The 14708-nt window shown below is 43.8% G+C and carries 14 protein-coding genes and 1 pseudogene; 11 read left to right on the top strand and 4 right to left on the bottom strand.

What is annotated here, in order from left to right; translation table 11 throughout:
• The first annotated feature begins 48 nt into the window (after positions 1 to 48).
• From L0B17_RS16825 to L0B17_RS16805, 5 genes are read left to right on the top strand one after another with little or no spacing between them, the layout of a single operon-like run.
• Entirely contained in the window at positions 49 to 828 is a 780-nt protein-coding gene (locus L0B17_RS16825) for a hypothetical protein (RefSeq protein ID WP_235086403.1), read from the top strand.
• Positions 825 to 1601 (top strand): Mu transposase domain-containing protein, encoded by a 777-nt coding sequence (locus tag L0B17_RS16820; RefSeq protein WP_235086401.1) that lies wholly within the window; start codon positions 825 to 827, stop codon positions 1599 to 1601. Before L0B17_RS16825 ends, L0B17_RS16820 begins: the two co-directional genes overlap by 4 nt.
• Positions 1594 to 2340 (top strand): IS21-like element helper ATPase IstB, encoded by a 747-nt coding sequence (istB, locus tag L0B17_RS16815; RefSeq protein ID WP_235086399.1) that lies wholly within the window; start codon positions 1594 to 1596, stop codon positions 2338 to 2340. Before L0B17_RS16820 ends, istB begins: the two co-directional genes overlap by 8 nt.
• Before the next feature lies 1 nt (position 2341).
• Positions 2342 to 3133, top strand: a complete 792-nt coding sequence (locus tag L0B17_RS16810) for a hypothetical protein (protein ID WP_235086397.1) — start codon at positions 2342 to 2344, stop codon at positions 3131 to 3133.
• Positions 3127 to 4071, top strand: coding sequence for a tyrosine-type recombinase/integrase (locus L0B17_RS16805; RefSeq protein WP_235086396.1), 945 nt, complete (start codon positions 3127 to 3129; stop codon positions 4069 to 4071). The genes L0B17_RS16810 and L0B17_RS16805 overlap by 7 nt, the downstream gene beginning before the upstream one ends.
• Positions 4072 to 4153: 82 nt before the next feature.
• On the opposite strand, the gene L0B17_RS16800 is transcribed toward L0B17_RS16805, so the two are convergent.
• Together L0B17_RS16800 and L0B17_RS16795 are read right to left on the bottom strand one after the other, a co-directional pair.
• Positions 4154 to 4318, bottom strand: coding sequence for a hypothetical protein (locus L0B17_RS16800; RefSeq protein ID WP_235085898.1), 165 nt, complete (start codon positions 4316 to 4318; stop codon positions 4154 to 4156).
• 21 nt (positions 4319 to 4339) lie between these two features.
• Positions 4340 to 5065, bottom strand: coding sequence for a zeta toxin family protein (locus tag L0B17_RS16795; protein WP_235086394.1), 726 nt, complete (start codon positions 5063 to 5065; stop codon positions 4340 to 4342).
• 88 nt (positions 5066 to 5153) lie between these two features.
• Between L0B17_RS16795 and L0B17_RS16790 the strand changes: the two are divergent.
• Positions 5154 to 5234: pseudogene (locus L0B17_RS16790) on the top strand (RHS repeat-associated core domain-containing protein); the annotation flags it as partial.
• A 24-nt stretch (positions 5235 to 5258) separates the two neighbouring features.
• Positions 5259 to 6155 (top strand): hypothetical protein, encoded by an 897-nt coding sequence (locus L0B17_RS16785; protein WP_235089957.1) that lies wholly within the window; start codon positions 5259 to 5261, stop codon positions 6153 to 6155.
• A gap of 347 nt (positions 6156 to 6502) precedes the next feature.
• On the opposite strand, the gene L0B17_RS16780 is transcribed toward L0B17_RS16785, so the two are convergent.
• Positions 6503 to 8176, bottom strand: coding sequence for an AAA family ATPase (locus tag L0B17_RS16780; protein WP_235086392.1), 1674 nt, complete (start codon positions 8174 to 8176; stop codon positions 6503 to 6505).
• Positions 8177 to 8303: 127 nt separating this feature from the next.
• Between L0B17_RS16780 and L0B17_RS16775 the strand changes: the two genes are divergently transcribed.
• On the top strand, positions 8304 to 9281 hold the full coding sequence (locus L0B17_RS16775) for a transposase (RefSeq protein WP_235086391.1): 978 nt from the start codon (positions 8304 to 8306) through the stop codon (positions 9279 to 9281).
• 725 nt (positions 9282 to 10006) lie between these two features.
• Positions 10007 to 11725, top strand: a complete 1719-nt coding sequence (locus tag L0B17_RS16770; RefSeq protein WP_235086389.1) for a hypothetical protein — start codon at positions 10007 to 10009, stop codon at positions 11723 to 11725.
• Between the two features lie 73 nt (positions 11726 to 11798).
• On the opposite strand, the gene L0B17_RS16765 is transcribed toward L0B17_RS16770, so the two are convergent.
• Positions 11799 to 12668 carry a phospholipase A gene (locus L0B17_RS16765; RefSeq protein ID WP_443019965.1) on the bottom strand — a complete coding sequence of 290 codons (870 nt, stop codon included), beginning with the start codon at positions 12666 to 12668 and terminating at the stop codon, positions 11799 to 11801.
• A 236-nt stretch (positions 12669 to 12904) separates the two neighbouring features.
• On the opposite strand from L0B17_RS16765, the gene cobA reads away from it, so the two are divergent.
• Entirely contained in the window at positions 12905 to 13726 is an 822-nt protein-coding gene (cobA, locus tag L0B17_RS16760; RefSeq protein ID WP_235086386.1) for a uroporphyrinogen-III C-methyltransferase, read from the top strand.
• A 69-nt stretch (positions 13727 to 13795) separates the two neighbouring features.
• Positions 13796 to 14704, top strand: coding sequence for a sulfate adenylyltransferase subunit CysD (gene cysD, locus L0B17_RS16755; RefSeq protein ID WP_235086385.1), 909 nt, complete (start codon positions 13796 to 13798; stop codon positions 14702 to 14704).
• Positions 14705 to 14708 lie beyond the last annotated feature (4 nt).

The raw sequence follows: 14708 nt of genomic DNA, 5'->3' as shown, positions 1-14708 counted from the left end.
GGTGTCCTTATGCCTTGCATGTTAGAAGCAATGTTGAGGATAACTATTATGTTAGCAAATACGTTAAGAGAGACGTTGAGGCTTATTTTAACCACTGGGTACTCTAATCGTTATATTGGTCGTTTGATGAAGGTATCAGCCAATACGGTTAGGCGTTACCGGAGGCGAGTACCAAACGTTGATAAAACATGGTCCCAAATATCGTTATTAGACGATAAACAGCTATTAACCCTTTTTACTAAATCCCATCAACCTCGCTTAAATGATGCTAAGCGGCTCCCCGACTGGGGTGTTATCCATAAGATGATGCAAGCCAAGCACCAGACATTGATGCAGCTGTGGGAGGAGTATCGACTCATTTCCCCTGCTGATGCTTACGCATACTCCCAGTTTACCCACTATTACCGTCTGTTCATTCGACAACTTGATATATCGATGCGGCAAGTTCATTACGCTGGAGAGTGTGTTTTTATTGATTATGCAGGGCGAACTATTCCTTGGATAGACCCTCATTCTGGTCAAGCGCATCAAGCACAAATTTATGTGGGGGTATTGGGGTGTTCACAATATACCTTTGCGTGTGCGTGTCGCTCTCAATGCAGCAGCGACTTTACTCAAGCAACGGTTAAGATGTTGCAGTTTTTTGGTGGCGTGCCACAGGTCTTAGTGCCAGATAACTTAAAAGCTGCGGTGATAACACCAGGAAGGTTTCCGGTGTTAAACCGGAATTTCCTCGAGTTAGCTAAGCATTATAATTGTGTGATTGAGCCTGCCAGGGGCGAAAGCCGCAAGATAAATCTCTGGCTGAGCTTGGGGTGCTGCAAGTGACACGCTGGATAACGGTAGTGTTACGTCGAAGACGGTTTTTTAGTCTTGCTGAAATCAATGAAGCCATACCAGAGTTATTAAATGCCCTAAATCGGCGTTCATTTAAGCGACTCACTGGATCTAGGTTGAGCCGCTTTGAGGAACTCGACAAACCTGTTTTACAGTCACTGCCTACAGATGCTTATGAATCGGCACAATGGATTACGGCGCAAAAGGTGCCATCGGATTATCATGTGTATGTGTTACAACATGCTTATTCAGTACCTTTTCAATATGTTGGTTGTAAGTTGGAGGCGCGGGTTACCGATAATAAAGTTGAGTTTTTCTATCAAAATCGTCGGGTTGCATGGCATGTACGCCAGTATGGCGCTGATGGTCATTCAACAATTGATGAGCATAGACCTCAAAGTCACCGCGCTTATGCGCAGCAATCCAGTACTCACTACCTTACTTGGGCAAGCGCCATAGGTGCCAATACCTATGCTGTGGCTATGCATCAATTTGAGGGCAGGCCTGAACACTCAATTGTGGGGTGCCGTGCTTGTAGTCAGTTGCAAAGCCTTGCTCGTCATTATGAACCACAGCGCTTAGAGTCTGCTTGCCAGTGTGCTTGTGAAATCCAGTCGCTCACTATCAGCAGCGTGCGTTCTATTCTTCAATGCAATATTGACCAGCGCCATGAGCCGGCTGAACCCAAACAAGGCCAGTTGCCGTTGCATGTGAATGTACGTGGCCCAGAGTATTATGCGAAGGGAGGAAGCTCTCATGAATAGGCAATTAATTATCGATGAATGTCAGGCGTTAGGTTTACGGGGTATTGCTGATGCCTTCGTTAACCTGCTTGAAAGTCCTGATATGCGTGATTTGTCATTCGAAGACAAATTAAGTTACCTGCTAGATGCTGAGGTACATCAACGTACTCAGCGTAAACAAGAGCGATTACTCAAGGCGGCTAGACTTAAAGTGGCCGCAGCCTGCATTGAAGACATTGATTACCACGCCCCGCGAGGGTTAGATCGCAGCTATATCGCTTCATTAAAAAATGGTGATTGGCTACAGCGAAATCAATACCTATTAATTACGGGCGCAACGGGAGTCGGTAAAACCTGGCTGGCGTGTGCCTTTGGTAATCTCGCCATTCGACTTGGACATTCGGTGATCTACAAGCGTTTTCCCTTACTACTTGAGGAGCTTGATATTGCTCATCGCGATGGCTCATTACCTAAGCTTAGGATGCAGCTGTCTAAGGCTAAGCTGCTCATACTCGATGATTGGGGGATCGCAACGGTTAATGCCAGAGGAAGGCAGGACTTATTAGAGGTGATTGAAGAACGAAATGGTTGTCGCTCACTGATTATCACCTCTCAGCTACCGGTTAATAAATGGCATGAATACCTCGGTGAGCCAACGATGGCTGATGCCATTTTAGATAGGATTATTCATCGTGCCCACCGTATCGAATTATCTGGCGGCTCAATGCGTAAATTACATAGCTTGACTAAGGAGGTGTGAGATGAGTAGCTTACAGACCAACTTGCATCAATTTTCCTCTTGTCTAATTAGTTCAGAACAGGAAATGAGTTATGTTGAATATCTCATTAATTACTATCACACCAGATTGAACCTGACACCAAAAGCACTCGACTACGTAATGCGTTATTGCTGTACCCTTCGGCTTGAAACCCTTGAGCATTTTCGGATCGGTTTTGTTGATAGAACACTGGTCAATATCTTACCTAAAGAGCAAAGCGGGCAAACTGAAATCATTCGAGGCGTGTTACAGCGATATGGCTGGCTAAAGCCTAATGGTCGAGAGCGGTTCAGAGGGGCGTTAGTCTTTCCTGTTTTTAATGCTTCAGGGCAATGCGTAAATGCCTTCGCATATCGGATCTCGCCGTATATGCGAAAAGGCTGTAGCAGAATATTGCAATTAAATTCAACGGCTACATTTTTTAATCAGAAAATCTTAGCTGATTGCTTAAACATCATACTGTGCGTATCGCCTTTTGTTGCTTTAAAGCTATTTAATGCAGGAGTGAGCAATGTGATTGCTGTTTGTGGGGCGGTATCCATAGAGAGCCACAGTACTTTGTTGCATCAAGCTGGTGTTATACGAGTAGTCATTGCTATTAATCCAGAGGAGGATATCCAAGCGGATGAAATGGGCCTATTGGCTGAGAGCTTAAGCCAACTAGGAATAAATTGTCGCCTCATTTATCTTCCAGATACAGCGGGAGCCGTAGATATTGATATCAGGTATCTCTGCTTTTTAGCACAACAGTGCTATCGAGGTGAAACATGTTAAAACCTCCAGTATCCCTCATTGATGCAGTTGATATTTATTTAAATGATTGCCTTGGTCGAGAGCAGAGTTTACGCACCGTAGAGGGTAAAACATCGGCCTTACATTGTTTTCTACGTTGGTGTGAGGCTCATAAGCTGACTCAATTGAATGATGTTCAGGATGATCACTTAGAGAGCTACAGGCATTGGGTACGCGCTTATCGAATACCTTATTCTGGCAAATCATTGGATGTCGCCACTCGACGCAATAAGCTCACTGCTATGAAAGTTTTTCTGGTGCGGATGTTTGAGCTAAGTTATCTCAGAGACGATCCGACTGTTCGTTTTAAGCTTCCGAGGTTACCCCGAAAGCTTCCAAAAGGGTTTCTTGTTGCCACAGAGATAGAGGCCATTTTTAAGCAAACGGCATTGCATGGTGATATCGGTCTGCGTGATCGTGCGATTTTAGAAACTTATTATGCTACGGGGATCCGCAGAGCCGAATTGGGGCGTTTAAAGCTAAATGACATCGATGTTGGGGATTTTGTTTTACGAATAGAACAAGGTAAAGGCAAGAAAGACAGAATTATTCCGATCGCAAAACGTGCATGCCAGTGGGTTATGCGGTACGTTAATGATGTTCGCCCCAGCCTTGCCATATTTGCATCAGGTTCAGTGTTATTTTTGAATAATGATGGCCTCGCATTTGCCGATAGGCAGCTTACGGCTTTGGTATCTAAATACGTGCGGCGAGCTGGCGTCGATAAACCTGGTGCATGTAATTTGTATCGGCACACCACCGCTACCGCGATGTTAGAAAATGGCGCCGACATTCGCTATATTCAAGAGCAGCTAGGTCATGCGGATATTTCGACAACGCAAGTCTATGCCCATGTAACTATAGGTAAGCTAAAGGAAGTCTATCAAGACACGCACCCAGCGGCACGGGAGGGGGAGTGAAGTGTGAGGCGTATTGAGGATTTTACAAAAAATAGGATAAATGAAAAAGCCCCTAACGGGGCTTTTTCTCAGAACCAATGAATTATACTGCCATGGACTTGGCTTCAATAATCATCTTATTCTGTGATTCAGTCGCTTTCTTAATAACCTGAGTATACACACGCTTTTTCTCTGCTGAACTTGCGCTCATGACAAAGGCTGAAAGTTTGGACGTGGTAACATTATTTTTAGCTGCATTGGTCGACATAGGCTTCTCACATAAAACAGCCTAAAAAATAGGCTCAGATGGCAAGTTTAACAGTCTTATTAATTCTGCGCGAGAGTATTCTTTCTTAATATGATGTTCAACAGCCGTGATGTTGTCATGGTAGATACGAGTGCTACCATCATTGTTCTTTATCAGTAGATCTATCTTGATGGCTGCGCCATATTTGGCTTTGACTTGCCGGACCACCTCTTGCGAATTTAAGAATTGATCGATAAACGTAGTGGGCAAAATGCGCCTTCCTTCAAGCTTTTCTCTTGCCTGGACAAACTCCCACGCTAGCATAGGCTCTTGATAAACGAAGATGATGAGTACGGCTCGATTTCGTTTTAGTGAGCGATCGATGTTTTTGCAAGCGATATCCAAGTTTGAAAAAGTACCATCTAAGATAAAACTTTGATCGTTCTTGAAAATCCTGTCGAGGGTTCGTTCAACAATAAGGCTGACAGCTTTCTGAAATAGGTATGAATTTTCACCCGTGTACTCTTGGAAAAAGACTCTTAGCTCATCAGGGTCAAGCCTAATAATTCCCGTTTCATCAAACATTTCAAGGAACGCTTTTGAAGCTTCAGTTTTGCCAGCACCAGGAGAGCCACACATAAAAATAGACACAGGCTGTTGATCAGCTGGAAATTTGCCTAAATCGGTGAGTTCTCGTGCTATCCGAGTGCGATTTGCTTTCGCATGGGCGACCGCTTGGGTTTCAATTTCAGTTTCTTGCTCTGTCATAGTCCGTGATAACGTTACCAGATTAAAACAACATGATATCAGCCAACGCAAGTTGAGTATAAACTTATCATAGCTTGTATGCGTTCACATGAACGGGCGGGTGTACGATTACAACCTCGGCCGCTTCTTGAGTGTCGATCCGCTAATTCAGAGCCCCACCTCAACCCAGAGCGTGAACCCGTACTCGTACATCATGAACAACCCGCTGGCAGGGACAGATCCGACAGGGTATTGTTCCACAGGCACCCGTATCAAGGGTAATGATGCGATTGGTTGTTCAGTGTCTTTTGATGCGGGCAGTGGCGGTTCTGGAAAGAAAAAATCAGAAGCGAAAGTGACCAGTAATGGGGGGAATAACTACACTGCGAGTTTCCAGTTAGACAAGAAAACAACATTGGAAGTTGATTTCAAAATCAATAATGTTGGCAGCCAAGGCGCGAAAAACGCCATGTGGACTGATCAATATGGTGATCCTTCATCGATACCCGCAGGGTTTAACGGCACAGAGACTGCGAATAACGGTTTTGAAGGTTGGGGCGGTGGAACACCTCACATGTCAGATCCTGCAATGGCAAAAGCAGTTCAGGATGGATCTGGTCAGGCAGCATTTGCTGGCGCAGTGATATTAACTGGCGGAGGATTAGCAGCTTATATTGGCGCTGAAGCGACAGGACTTGTGTTTATTGCTGGTTCTGGTGGTGATATAACGGATGTGGCACTGGCAAGATTGCCAGGCTCCAAAGGTGCACTAGCAGACGATGTCGCAAGCACATTCAGGTTCGGAAGGTACTCTGAAGTCACACTAGCTGAATCCAAGATCTTGACTAGGTTTTACGATAATACAAATGCATTCGCCAAAGGGCGTTACATGACAGATGCTTCAGAATTATCAGGTTCAACCTTTCTGAATCGAATGGGGTTAGCGCTTAGACCAAGCTGGAATGGTATGACAAAACAGGCACACTGGACTGTTCCTGCTGGGAGCACTATCTACAAAGGAAAAGCAGCCACGCAATTCCCATGGATTGGGGGGAAAACCCAGTATTTCGTGCCAGATATAAGCAATGTGAAACGAGTGAGTGGAAATTAGTATGAGAGCAAAGGTCATTGAGGTTAATTTTAGCAGCAATAAAAATTGGCTATTCAAGCTTCAGACATCTGACGGTGATGAATGTTTCATCATGAGTGAATCCAAATATAAAGAGTTAAATCTTAAGTCGCCAGTCAACAGGTCAATGCTTGATGGTACTGATGTGGGGAGCTCATTTGTTGTGAGTACAATCGACGCATCAGGAATCAAAATCGTTACCAGTGCTAGGTAAGTTATTGCATTATTGCATTATTGAGAAATTTATCGAGGAATCCATAGTTAACAATATTAAGTCCGTCAGTTAACGTGATTACAAAGCCCGCACTGCGGGCTTTGTTGTCTCTGGCCTATGCTGCCAGCGCGTTATCGGTTGTCTTTTTGATCTGTTTTTCGGCTGCTTGTTCGGCCTGTTGCTCGGCAAGATACTCACTGGCCATGGCCTTGTGTTTATTGATACTCATGTAGCGGGCCAAGGTTTTCAGCCGCATTTCTGTGTCCGGCGTCTGGCCTTTGTCTGCCTGACCGCTTTGCGCATCCAGCTCTTGGCCGTTGATGAACCAATGGCAGTTGTCTTTATGACGGCTGCCAGCCACATAGCTGGCCGCTCTGTCCATGGCGGTGGTGTACAGCACAAAAGTATCGCCATCGACGGTAGCGCCTTGGGTGCTGTAGACTGTGCTGGCATAGGCCTGTACCAGTTGCAGCCTGCCTTGCTCGTCACAGTAATAGGACTGCTGAAAGCTCACCGTGCGGCCGTTATCGAGCTTCACTACAAAGCGGATATCCTCCCCCTGTTGCAGCACTTGGGTAATGGTGCCTTGCTGGCCGTTGGTGAAATCCCGCTGGTAATCGTTTTTGGTAAAGCGTACCCGCTCGCCCTTGGAGAAGGCAAAATACAAAGTCTGGTTGGACACTACACATTCGGTCAGGATGTTTTCCGTGCCGAGCTTGCCTTGGTCTTGGTACACCTTGCGCACTAGGTCATTTAAGGGTTTAACATCCTTCCAGCGCTGCGCCATTATCATGGCCTCCTTGTCGGGATTGGCTTGTGTGTAGGCTTGCCAGTGCTCCACTAACTGCTCACGGGCGGCCTGACTCGTGTCCTCAATATGCAACAAGCCTTTACCCTGAAAGCTGGCCAGTGCGGCGTTGGCGTTGCCGCCTCTAAGGTCATTGACCGCCGTCCGCGCCCATGACTCACGTTGCCTGCGTATGATATTGATCCGCGCACAGCCCTGACGCTGACTGAGATAACGCAAACTGCCGCCATGGGTGATGGCGTCCATCTGCTGTTGCTCACCCACCAGTACCAATTTGGCTCCGGCGCTGTGCGCCGCCTGCATCAGTTGCAACAGGTCAGGTGTGGCCAGTTGTCCGGCTTCATCGAGCAAGATCACCGTGTCTTTAAATTTAGCTTGGCTGTTTCCTTTGCCTAATTCATTGAGCAAACTGGCCAAGGTGGTGCTTTCAATGCCGGTATCCTGTTCAAGTTGCTGGGCGGCCTGTCTTGCCACAGTAGCGCCACGGACGCTAAAGCCTTGTGACTCGTAGGCCATGCGCATGGCCTGCATCGAGGTGGACTTACCGGCACCGGCTCGACCTTGGATGATGTCCAGTCCTGACTGGCAGACGGAGAATACCGCTTCGACTTGCTCGTCAGATAGGGCAAAGCCCTGCTGCTGACCTTGTTGGTTAATCGCGTGCTGGATGGTGTTTTCATCAAGCTTATAATGCTTGCTCGCGTGCATGATGTCCGCATGCTTTAACAAATCTTGCTCAATGGCCAGCATGTCTTTAGTGGTGTAAATCTGGTTGTTGCTCAAATCTCTGCCAAGGCTCACCATGGCATTATCGCTGAGCAGCTCACGCACCGTATCTTCAATGTCCAATCGCGTCACATGATTAAACTGGGCCTCTACGCCCACCGCCGCATGGATATCTTGCAAGCGGAACACCGCTTGGGACTCAATCAACTTATCTAAGATATGTTGCAAAGGCAGCGGCTCCGGAAAAGGCAGCACATCCGGTTGCCGGATGGCATCAATATCGGCAAAATAACATCAAATAACATGGCCACCCATAATTATTGGCTAAATACCGAGCAGTGAACTACGCTTTATTTACCTTTTTTTAACACGGTAATTAAAGATGGCCAGACCCAGACAGACAATCGTTAGCCTAGAAGATACACCTTACTATCACTGCTGTTCACGGGTCGTTCGTAAGGCATTTCTATGTGGGATAGATAAATCTACAGGTGAGAATTTCGCGCATCGACGAGAGTGGGTCGATTCACGCATACTTGAGTTGGCGACCATTTTTGCTATTGATATCTGTGCTTATGCCGTCATGAGTAACCATGTGCATGTGGTGGTTAAAGTTGATGCTGACAAAGGAAAAGATTGGTCAGATAAGGACGTGTTAATTCAATGGCACAAAGGTTTTAAAGGCACTTTGTTAACGCATAAATATCTTAAGGGCGAAGATCTTAACCAATTTGAATTACAAACTGTCAATGAATGCATTAGCGAATACCGTAAGCGCTTAATGGATATCAGTTGGTTTATGCGCTCTTTGAGCGAGCCAATTGCTAGAATGGCCAATAAAGAAGATAAGTGTACAGGCAGATTTTGGGAGGGTAGATTCAAATCCCAAGCGCTACTCGATGAAGCCGCTATATTAGCCTGTATGGCTTATGTCGATTTAAACCCAGTCAGAGCCAAAATGGCTGCAACCCCTGAAACCTCAGATTACACCAGTATTCAACGACGTATAAATTCAGCAATGAAAGGTGAGCAACCAACTGAACTATTACCGTTTGTGGGTAATGAGCGTTTAAATATGCCTAATGGGTTAATGTTCAGTGTAAAAGACTACATCGTCTTAGTTGAAGATACCGGTCGAATTATTCGAGAAGACAAACGCGGTGCCATTAGTGCCAGTAGCCAGCACATTCTAACCAGACTGAATATTCCTGCCGAGAATTGGTTAAAAATCACTAGTGAGTTTGGCGCGTTATTTAAAGGTGCTGTCGGAGCGTTATCCGCATTAACCGAATATTGTGAGCATTTAGAGCGAAAGCGACGACAAGGCGCGTCAAACTGCCAGCGTTGGTTATGTGCTTAATAGCTAACGTCTAAAATACAAATTACCACAACCTCATTTCCAGCTTGATTGATATCAAGTCACTAGAGCTGCTTTAAATTTACGGCAGTGTCACCTTTTGCTACAACACATTCAGTTTATTGATAATTTTAGTTCATTTTTTATATTTGAATAGTAATAAGGGCTATCGCAATCAAAGTGAAAAGGCGTTATGTTTATCCATAACTAAAATGGGTGGCTTGGTTAAAAAGCAGCTTGGTTAAAAAGCAAGTGCAAATGATCCAGCGAGACGCCGCAAGCACGTCCATGTGGGCTTAACCAAAACATCCATGTTTTGAATACTCGCTGGCTCATCTGCACCCGAATTTTTGTTTCTTCGATTTAGTTTCATTGATGGTCGTGGCAAAGATAAATCAAAACAAAAGTTAACTCATTTCTGGACAAAACCAAGTTGGTGTTTTTGGCATCATCTTATTTCACTCAATCTTTAAGCCCTGCAGGCTGAGCTAAAGGTATTAAATTTAGCATATTGATCGTATCTCTCAACCTACGTTGAGGTTAACTATTTAAAATGATAATCATAATTAAATAGAAGCCTAAGCTAATGCGTTAAGGTCGAATTAATGTTAAATTGTTGAATCGTTTGCCTATGTCTTTGAAAGTTTGGAAATAGGTACTTTTGACCAACATAAAATACACGTGACTCTCATGGAAGAGTTAAATAGTGAATAAATTGGAGTTTATAAATGAATAAAATGGCTGTTGCAGTTGCTGTATTAGCGGTTGGTGCGGGTGGATATTATTTTAGCCAACAAGCTAACTCGGTAGTCGCAAATCCTATGTTGGACTATATTCCAGCAGATACGTTAGCGTTTTCAGGGCAATTAAGCCCTTTTCCATTTAAAGATTATCTTTATAGCGCTGCAGGAAATGCTCAAGGTTATTCAGTTGAGCAGCTTGGTGAATTAAGCGATTTTTCTGAGCCGCACGAGAAGTTTTTCTTAAGTCTTTATAAGCAATATCTTACATTGATGACTGAGCCTGACAAGCTGATAGCGCATTATGGTTTACCTAATGAGATGCAAAGTTACTTCTATACTTTAGGCGCTTTACCAGTGATGAAGCTTCAACTGGCTGATGCGAAGGCATTTTGGGCTGAGTTAGATCGCGCTGAGCAAGAGAGTGGCTTAACGCACACTGTTGGCACTACAGCAGAGCTTGAATATCGTGCTTATCGGTTAACGGGTGAAAATTCTGACGAGACAGTGGATATTATCTTTGCTGAAGATAAAGGCTGGTTAACCGTTACGTTAAACACCTCATTTAACCAAGTTGAGTTGTTACAAACTGCGTTAGGTGCCAAAAAAGTCGATAACCCAATTTCTGCCACCACTATGCTACAAGATATCGCTAAGCAACATGGCTTTATGCAAGACAGTATTAGTTTTATCAACCATGTTGAGTTAGTTAAAGGTATCACCTCTACCGATGGCAATATGTTAGCCAAGCAAATTACTAAATTAGCTTCACTTCAGGATGAAGACCCATTTGCTGAGTTACACAATGAACACTGTCAAACTGAACTTATGGGGATTGCTAATAACTGGCCTCGTTCGGTAATGGGATTTAAGTCTTATTCTGTCTCGCGTGAAGAAAGTACATTTGATGCGCGTTTTGTGATTGAAAGTAAAAATGCGGTAATACTGGATGCATTATCTAAAATGCGAGGTTTTATTCCTGATTTTGGTGCAGATGCTGCCGATCATATTATGTCATTTGGTTTAGGTATTGATGTGGCTCAGTTAGCACCATCTTTAAATGCAGTGTGGAAAGATTTAAAAACACCAAGCTACCAATGTCAGCCTTTAGCTGAAAGCCAATATGCATTAGAAGAGTTCAATCCTGCCATGATTGGTATGATGACAGGTATGGCTAATGGCGTTAAAGGGTTAAGCCTAACAGTAGTTGATTATCAGTTAAAAGATGCTAATGGTTCACCTGCTTTTGACAAATTAGATGCATTAGTGACTATGTCTGCTGAAAATCCAACCCTGTTACTGGATATGGTTAAACCTATGTATCCACCTTTAGCCCAAGTTAATTTAAAAGCTGATGGTGAAGCGGTTGATGTGACTTCACTATTAATGTTACCACCAGAATTTGGTGTACAAGCAAAAATGGCGGTAAAAGGTCAGCATTTAGTCTTGTTTGCCGGTGATGAAGCACAAAAGTTAGCGGATAGTTTAGGTAAACAAGCATTAACTTCAAATGGTTTGCTTAACTTAGCTGTTGATTACGAGAAAATGTTATCGCCAGTGATGACCATGATAGAGCAAAGCGGTGAAGAAATTCCGGAAGAGCTATCTATGATGAAAGATTACAATATGAGTATGCAAATGACGATTGATATCAATGCTAAAGGCATTGAGATTGGTTCTAAAGTGAATACTAAAGCCGCTAAGTAATTTGTAACAAGTGCTTTAAAATAAAAAACCTAGCACTTGTTGCTAGGTTTTTTTATTTTAATAGTACTGATTTTTACAAAATATCATTTAATGCCACACCAATACCGATGCGCTGATTGTGATGGTTGTAATCAATTAAGCTTTCGCCGTAACCATTAAAGTACTGAGTGTAAACACGTAAATTGCCTATGATAGGGTAGCTCCAGGTTAACTCGACAGCGCCTTTATTATCACTGGCCAAATTATTACGCAGCAACATAGTAAATCTGTGAGCATCTAAACCATAAACGCCAGTGACCTCAAAATTACCCATGTAATCATCAATGTCAGGGTTATCATCACCTCTAGAATCCGTTGGTGAGTTTTTCTCATCTTCGGGTATACGCCACCACGCCTTGATACCTAATGCAAAGGGGCCACGGTCAAATACCATAGTGCCATATAGTCTATTCCAACTTCTCGATAATGGGTCGGTTTGTCCATTTGATTGATGTACCGCGCCAAATCCCCAAAACGAATTGGTTAAACCAGCCACTTTCCAATCATTATTGAATAACATGAACATTTCGGGTTCATGGTTAGTTTCCCTAAAAGGTGATGACACCTCTTTATTATAGAGCTGCCAATATGACTGATTAGTATAGGCAAAAAATAAATGGCCATTGTCGCCAAACATATTGTACACAAGGGGGAATTTAAAGCTGATTTGAAATTTAGCTTCAATATCATCTACCTGTATATCCTGATCTGGGTATTTTTCTTCAAATGGGGTGTTGTTAGGGTTTGACTGGTATGTCACCGGAAGAATGTAGTTAGGTCTATGGGGAGTCAGTACAAAAGGTTTTTCTGATGTTGCAAGTTCATCTTTAACCCGTTCATCAAGCAGTGAGTTTTCTGCAACTAAAGCCGAAGAAAAAATACCTGCGACTAAGGGCAGTAGCATCAAAATTTTTGGGTGTCTCATTGTCATTAGTCCGTTAAGAGTGTTCTTGTCATGTAATAGCATTGTAAGCGCAATACTTGAATGAAATCATGTGAAATTTTATTTTTTGATTGATATCGAGCTAAAAGTCGCACTCTACTTATAGCTAAATGGAATAAAAACTAACTATTTACTATTATATCTGGAATATATAAACCGTTATATTTGATGCTATCAAAGAACACGAGGTAAGTGCGATGGAGTTAGTATCAATACCAGGTCAGCAGGCTAAAGGTAAAGTGTGGCTAGTGGGTGCCGGCCCTGGTGACATAGAGCTATTAACCCTCAAAGCTTATCGTATTATTAAGCATGCAGATGTGGTCTTGTATGACGCACTTGTTAGCCAAGATATTCAAGATTTAATTCCCCATGGCGCTGAAAAAATAGCGGTGGGCAAACGTGCCGGAAAACACAGTGCCAGCCAAGATGAAATTAATCAGTTATTAGTGACTAAAGCTTATACCCGTAAAAATGTGGTGCGTTTAAAAGGCGGCGACCCATTCATTTTTGGACGTGGCGGTGAAGAGCTAGAAACCTTAGTGAAAGCGGGTGTTGCTTTTGAAGTGGTTCCCGGCATTACCGCTGCAAGTGGCACTTCAGCCTATGCAGGTATTCCGCTGACTCACCGAGACTATGCCCAGGGCGTGACGTTTATTACCGGCCATTGCCAATTAGCCAGTCGTCCAATGGATTGGCAAGGTTATGCCAATCCAAACAATACGCTGGTGGTTTACATGGGCATTCTAAATGCTGATGTGATCAGCGAAGGACTTATCAATGCAGGTCGCAGCGCTAATACTCCAGTTGCAATTGTGTCTAAAGCCACAACCCAAGAACAGCAATGCTTTATTGGCACCTTAGGGGAATTAGGCCTAATTGCAGCAGATCCCGCGTTAGTGATGCCAGCATTAATGATTATTGGCGAAGTTGTACAGTTGGCAGATACCTTGAATTGGTTTCAACCACAAACCGCTGCCACCGAATCTGCTAAAACCAGTTTTACAGCAAGCGCACTATAAACCAAATTAAATTATTGGGCCGCGCAAGTGGCTCACTTTATTCGCAACATTAGCAAACGGAGATCCATCATGGCAGGTCGTTCATTAAGCCATTTACAACAACTGGAAGCAGAAAGCATTCAAATTATTCGTGAAGTTGCCGCTGAATTTGATAATCCTGTGATGATGTATTCAATTGGTAAAGATTCTTCAGTCATGCTGCATTTAGCACGTAAGGCTTTTTATCCAGGTAAGATCCCATTTCCGTTATTGCATGTTGACACCGGTTGGAAATTTAAAGAGATGATTACCTTTCGCGACGCACAAGCCAAAAAATTTGGTCTTGATTTGTTGACGCACACAAATCAAGAAGGTGTCGAGCAGGGCGTTGGGCCGTTTACTCACGGTAGCGCTAAACACACTGATGTCATGAAAACTCAAGCACTTAAACAAGCCTTAAATCAATATGGTTTTGATGCTGCGTTTGGTGGTGCACGCCGTGATGAAGAAAAATCGCGAGCCAAAGAACGTGTCTATTCATTCCGTGATAAACACCACCGCTGGGACCCTAAAAACCAACGTCCAGAGTTGTGGCGCACCTATAACGGCGCGGTTAACAAAGGCGAGAGTATTCGGGTTTTTCCTTTATCAAACTGGACTGAGTTAGACATTTGGCAATATATCTACCAAGAAAATATTGAAATAGTGCCTTTATACTTCGCAGCCGACCGTCCTGTAGTGAACAAGGGTGGCCAGCTAATCATGAAAGATGATGACCGTATGTCGTTAGATGCGGGTGAACAAGTCACCACAGAGCGAGTCCGCTTTAGAACATTAGGGTGTTATCCATTAACCGCTGCAATGCCATCTGATGCCGATACCTTAGAAAAAATTATCGAAGAAATGCTACTGACTCGCTCAAGTGAACGCCAAGGTAGACTGATTGACTCAGACCAAAGCGCGTCGATGGAACATAAGAAGCGTCAAGGTTACTTCTAAGTTC

Origin of the sequence: Shewanella sp. OMA3-2, assembly GCF_021513195.1 — a bacterium.
In the GTDB taxonomy this organism is placed as follows: Bacteria; Pseudomonadota; Gammaproteobacteria; order Enterobacterales; family Shewanellaceae; genus Shewanella.
This window is presented reverse-complemented; position numbering and strand designations above follow the sequence as displayed.

Bases quoted from the DNA above. Each gene is read 5' to 3' on its own strand.
- L0B17_RS16795 (WP_235086394.1), bottom strand. From the start codon at position 5,065: ATGACAGAGCAAGAAACTGAAATTGAAACCCAAGCGGTCGCCCATGCG.
- L0B17_RS16810 (WP_235086397.1), top strand. From the start codon at position 2,342: ATGAGTAGCTTACAGACCAACTTGCATCAATTTTCCTCTTGTCTAATT.
- L0B17_RS16770 (WP_235086389.1), top strand. From the start codon at position 10,007: ATGAATAAAATGGCTGTTGCAGTTGCTGTATTAGCGGTTGGTGCGGGT.
- L0B17_RS16800 (WP_235085898.1), bottom strand. From the start codon at position 4,318: ATGTCGACCAATGCAGCTAAAAATAATGTTACCACGTCCAAACTTTCA.
- L0B17_RS16805 (WP_235086396.1), top strand. From the start codon at position 3,127: ATGTTAAAACCTCCAGTATCCCTCATTGATGCAGTTGATATTTATTTA.
- L0B17_RS16765 (WP_443019965.1), bottom strand. From the start codon at position 12,668: ATGCTACTGCCCTTAGTCGCAGGTATTTTTTCTTCGGCTTTAGTTGCA.
- L0B17_RS16775 (WP_235086391.1), top strand. From the start codon at position 8,304: ATGGCCAGACCCAGACAGACAATCGTTAGCCTAGAAGATACACCTTAC.
- cysD (WP_235086385.1), top strand. From the start codon at position 13,796: ATGGCAGGTCGTTCATTAAGCCATTTACAACAACTGGAAGCAGAAAGC.
- cobA (WP_235086386.1), top strand. From the start codon at position 12,905: ATGGAGTTAGTATCAATACCAGGTCAGCAGGCTAAAGGTAAAGTGTGG.
- L0B17_RS16825 (WP_235086403.1), top strand. From the start codon at position 49: ATGTTAGCAAATACGTTAAGAGAGACGTTGAGGCTTATTTTAACCACT.
- istB (WP_235086399.1), top strand. From the start codon at position 1,594: ATGAATAGGCAATTAATTATCGATGAATGTCAGGCGTTAGGTTTACGG.
- L0B17_RS16785 (WP_235089957.1), top strand. From the start codon at position 5,259: ATGAACAACCCGCTGGCAGGGACAGATCCGACAGGGTATTGTTCCACA.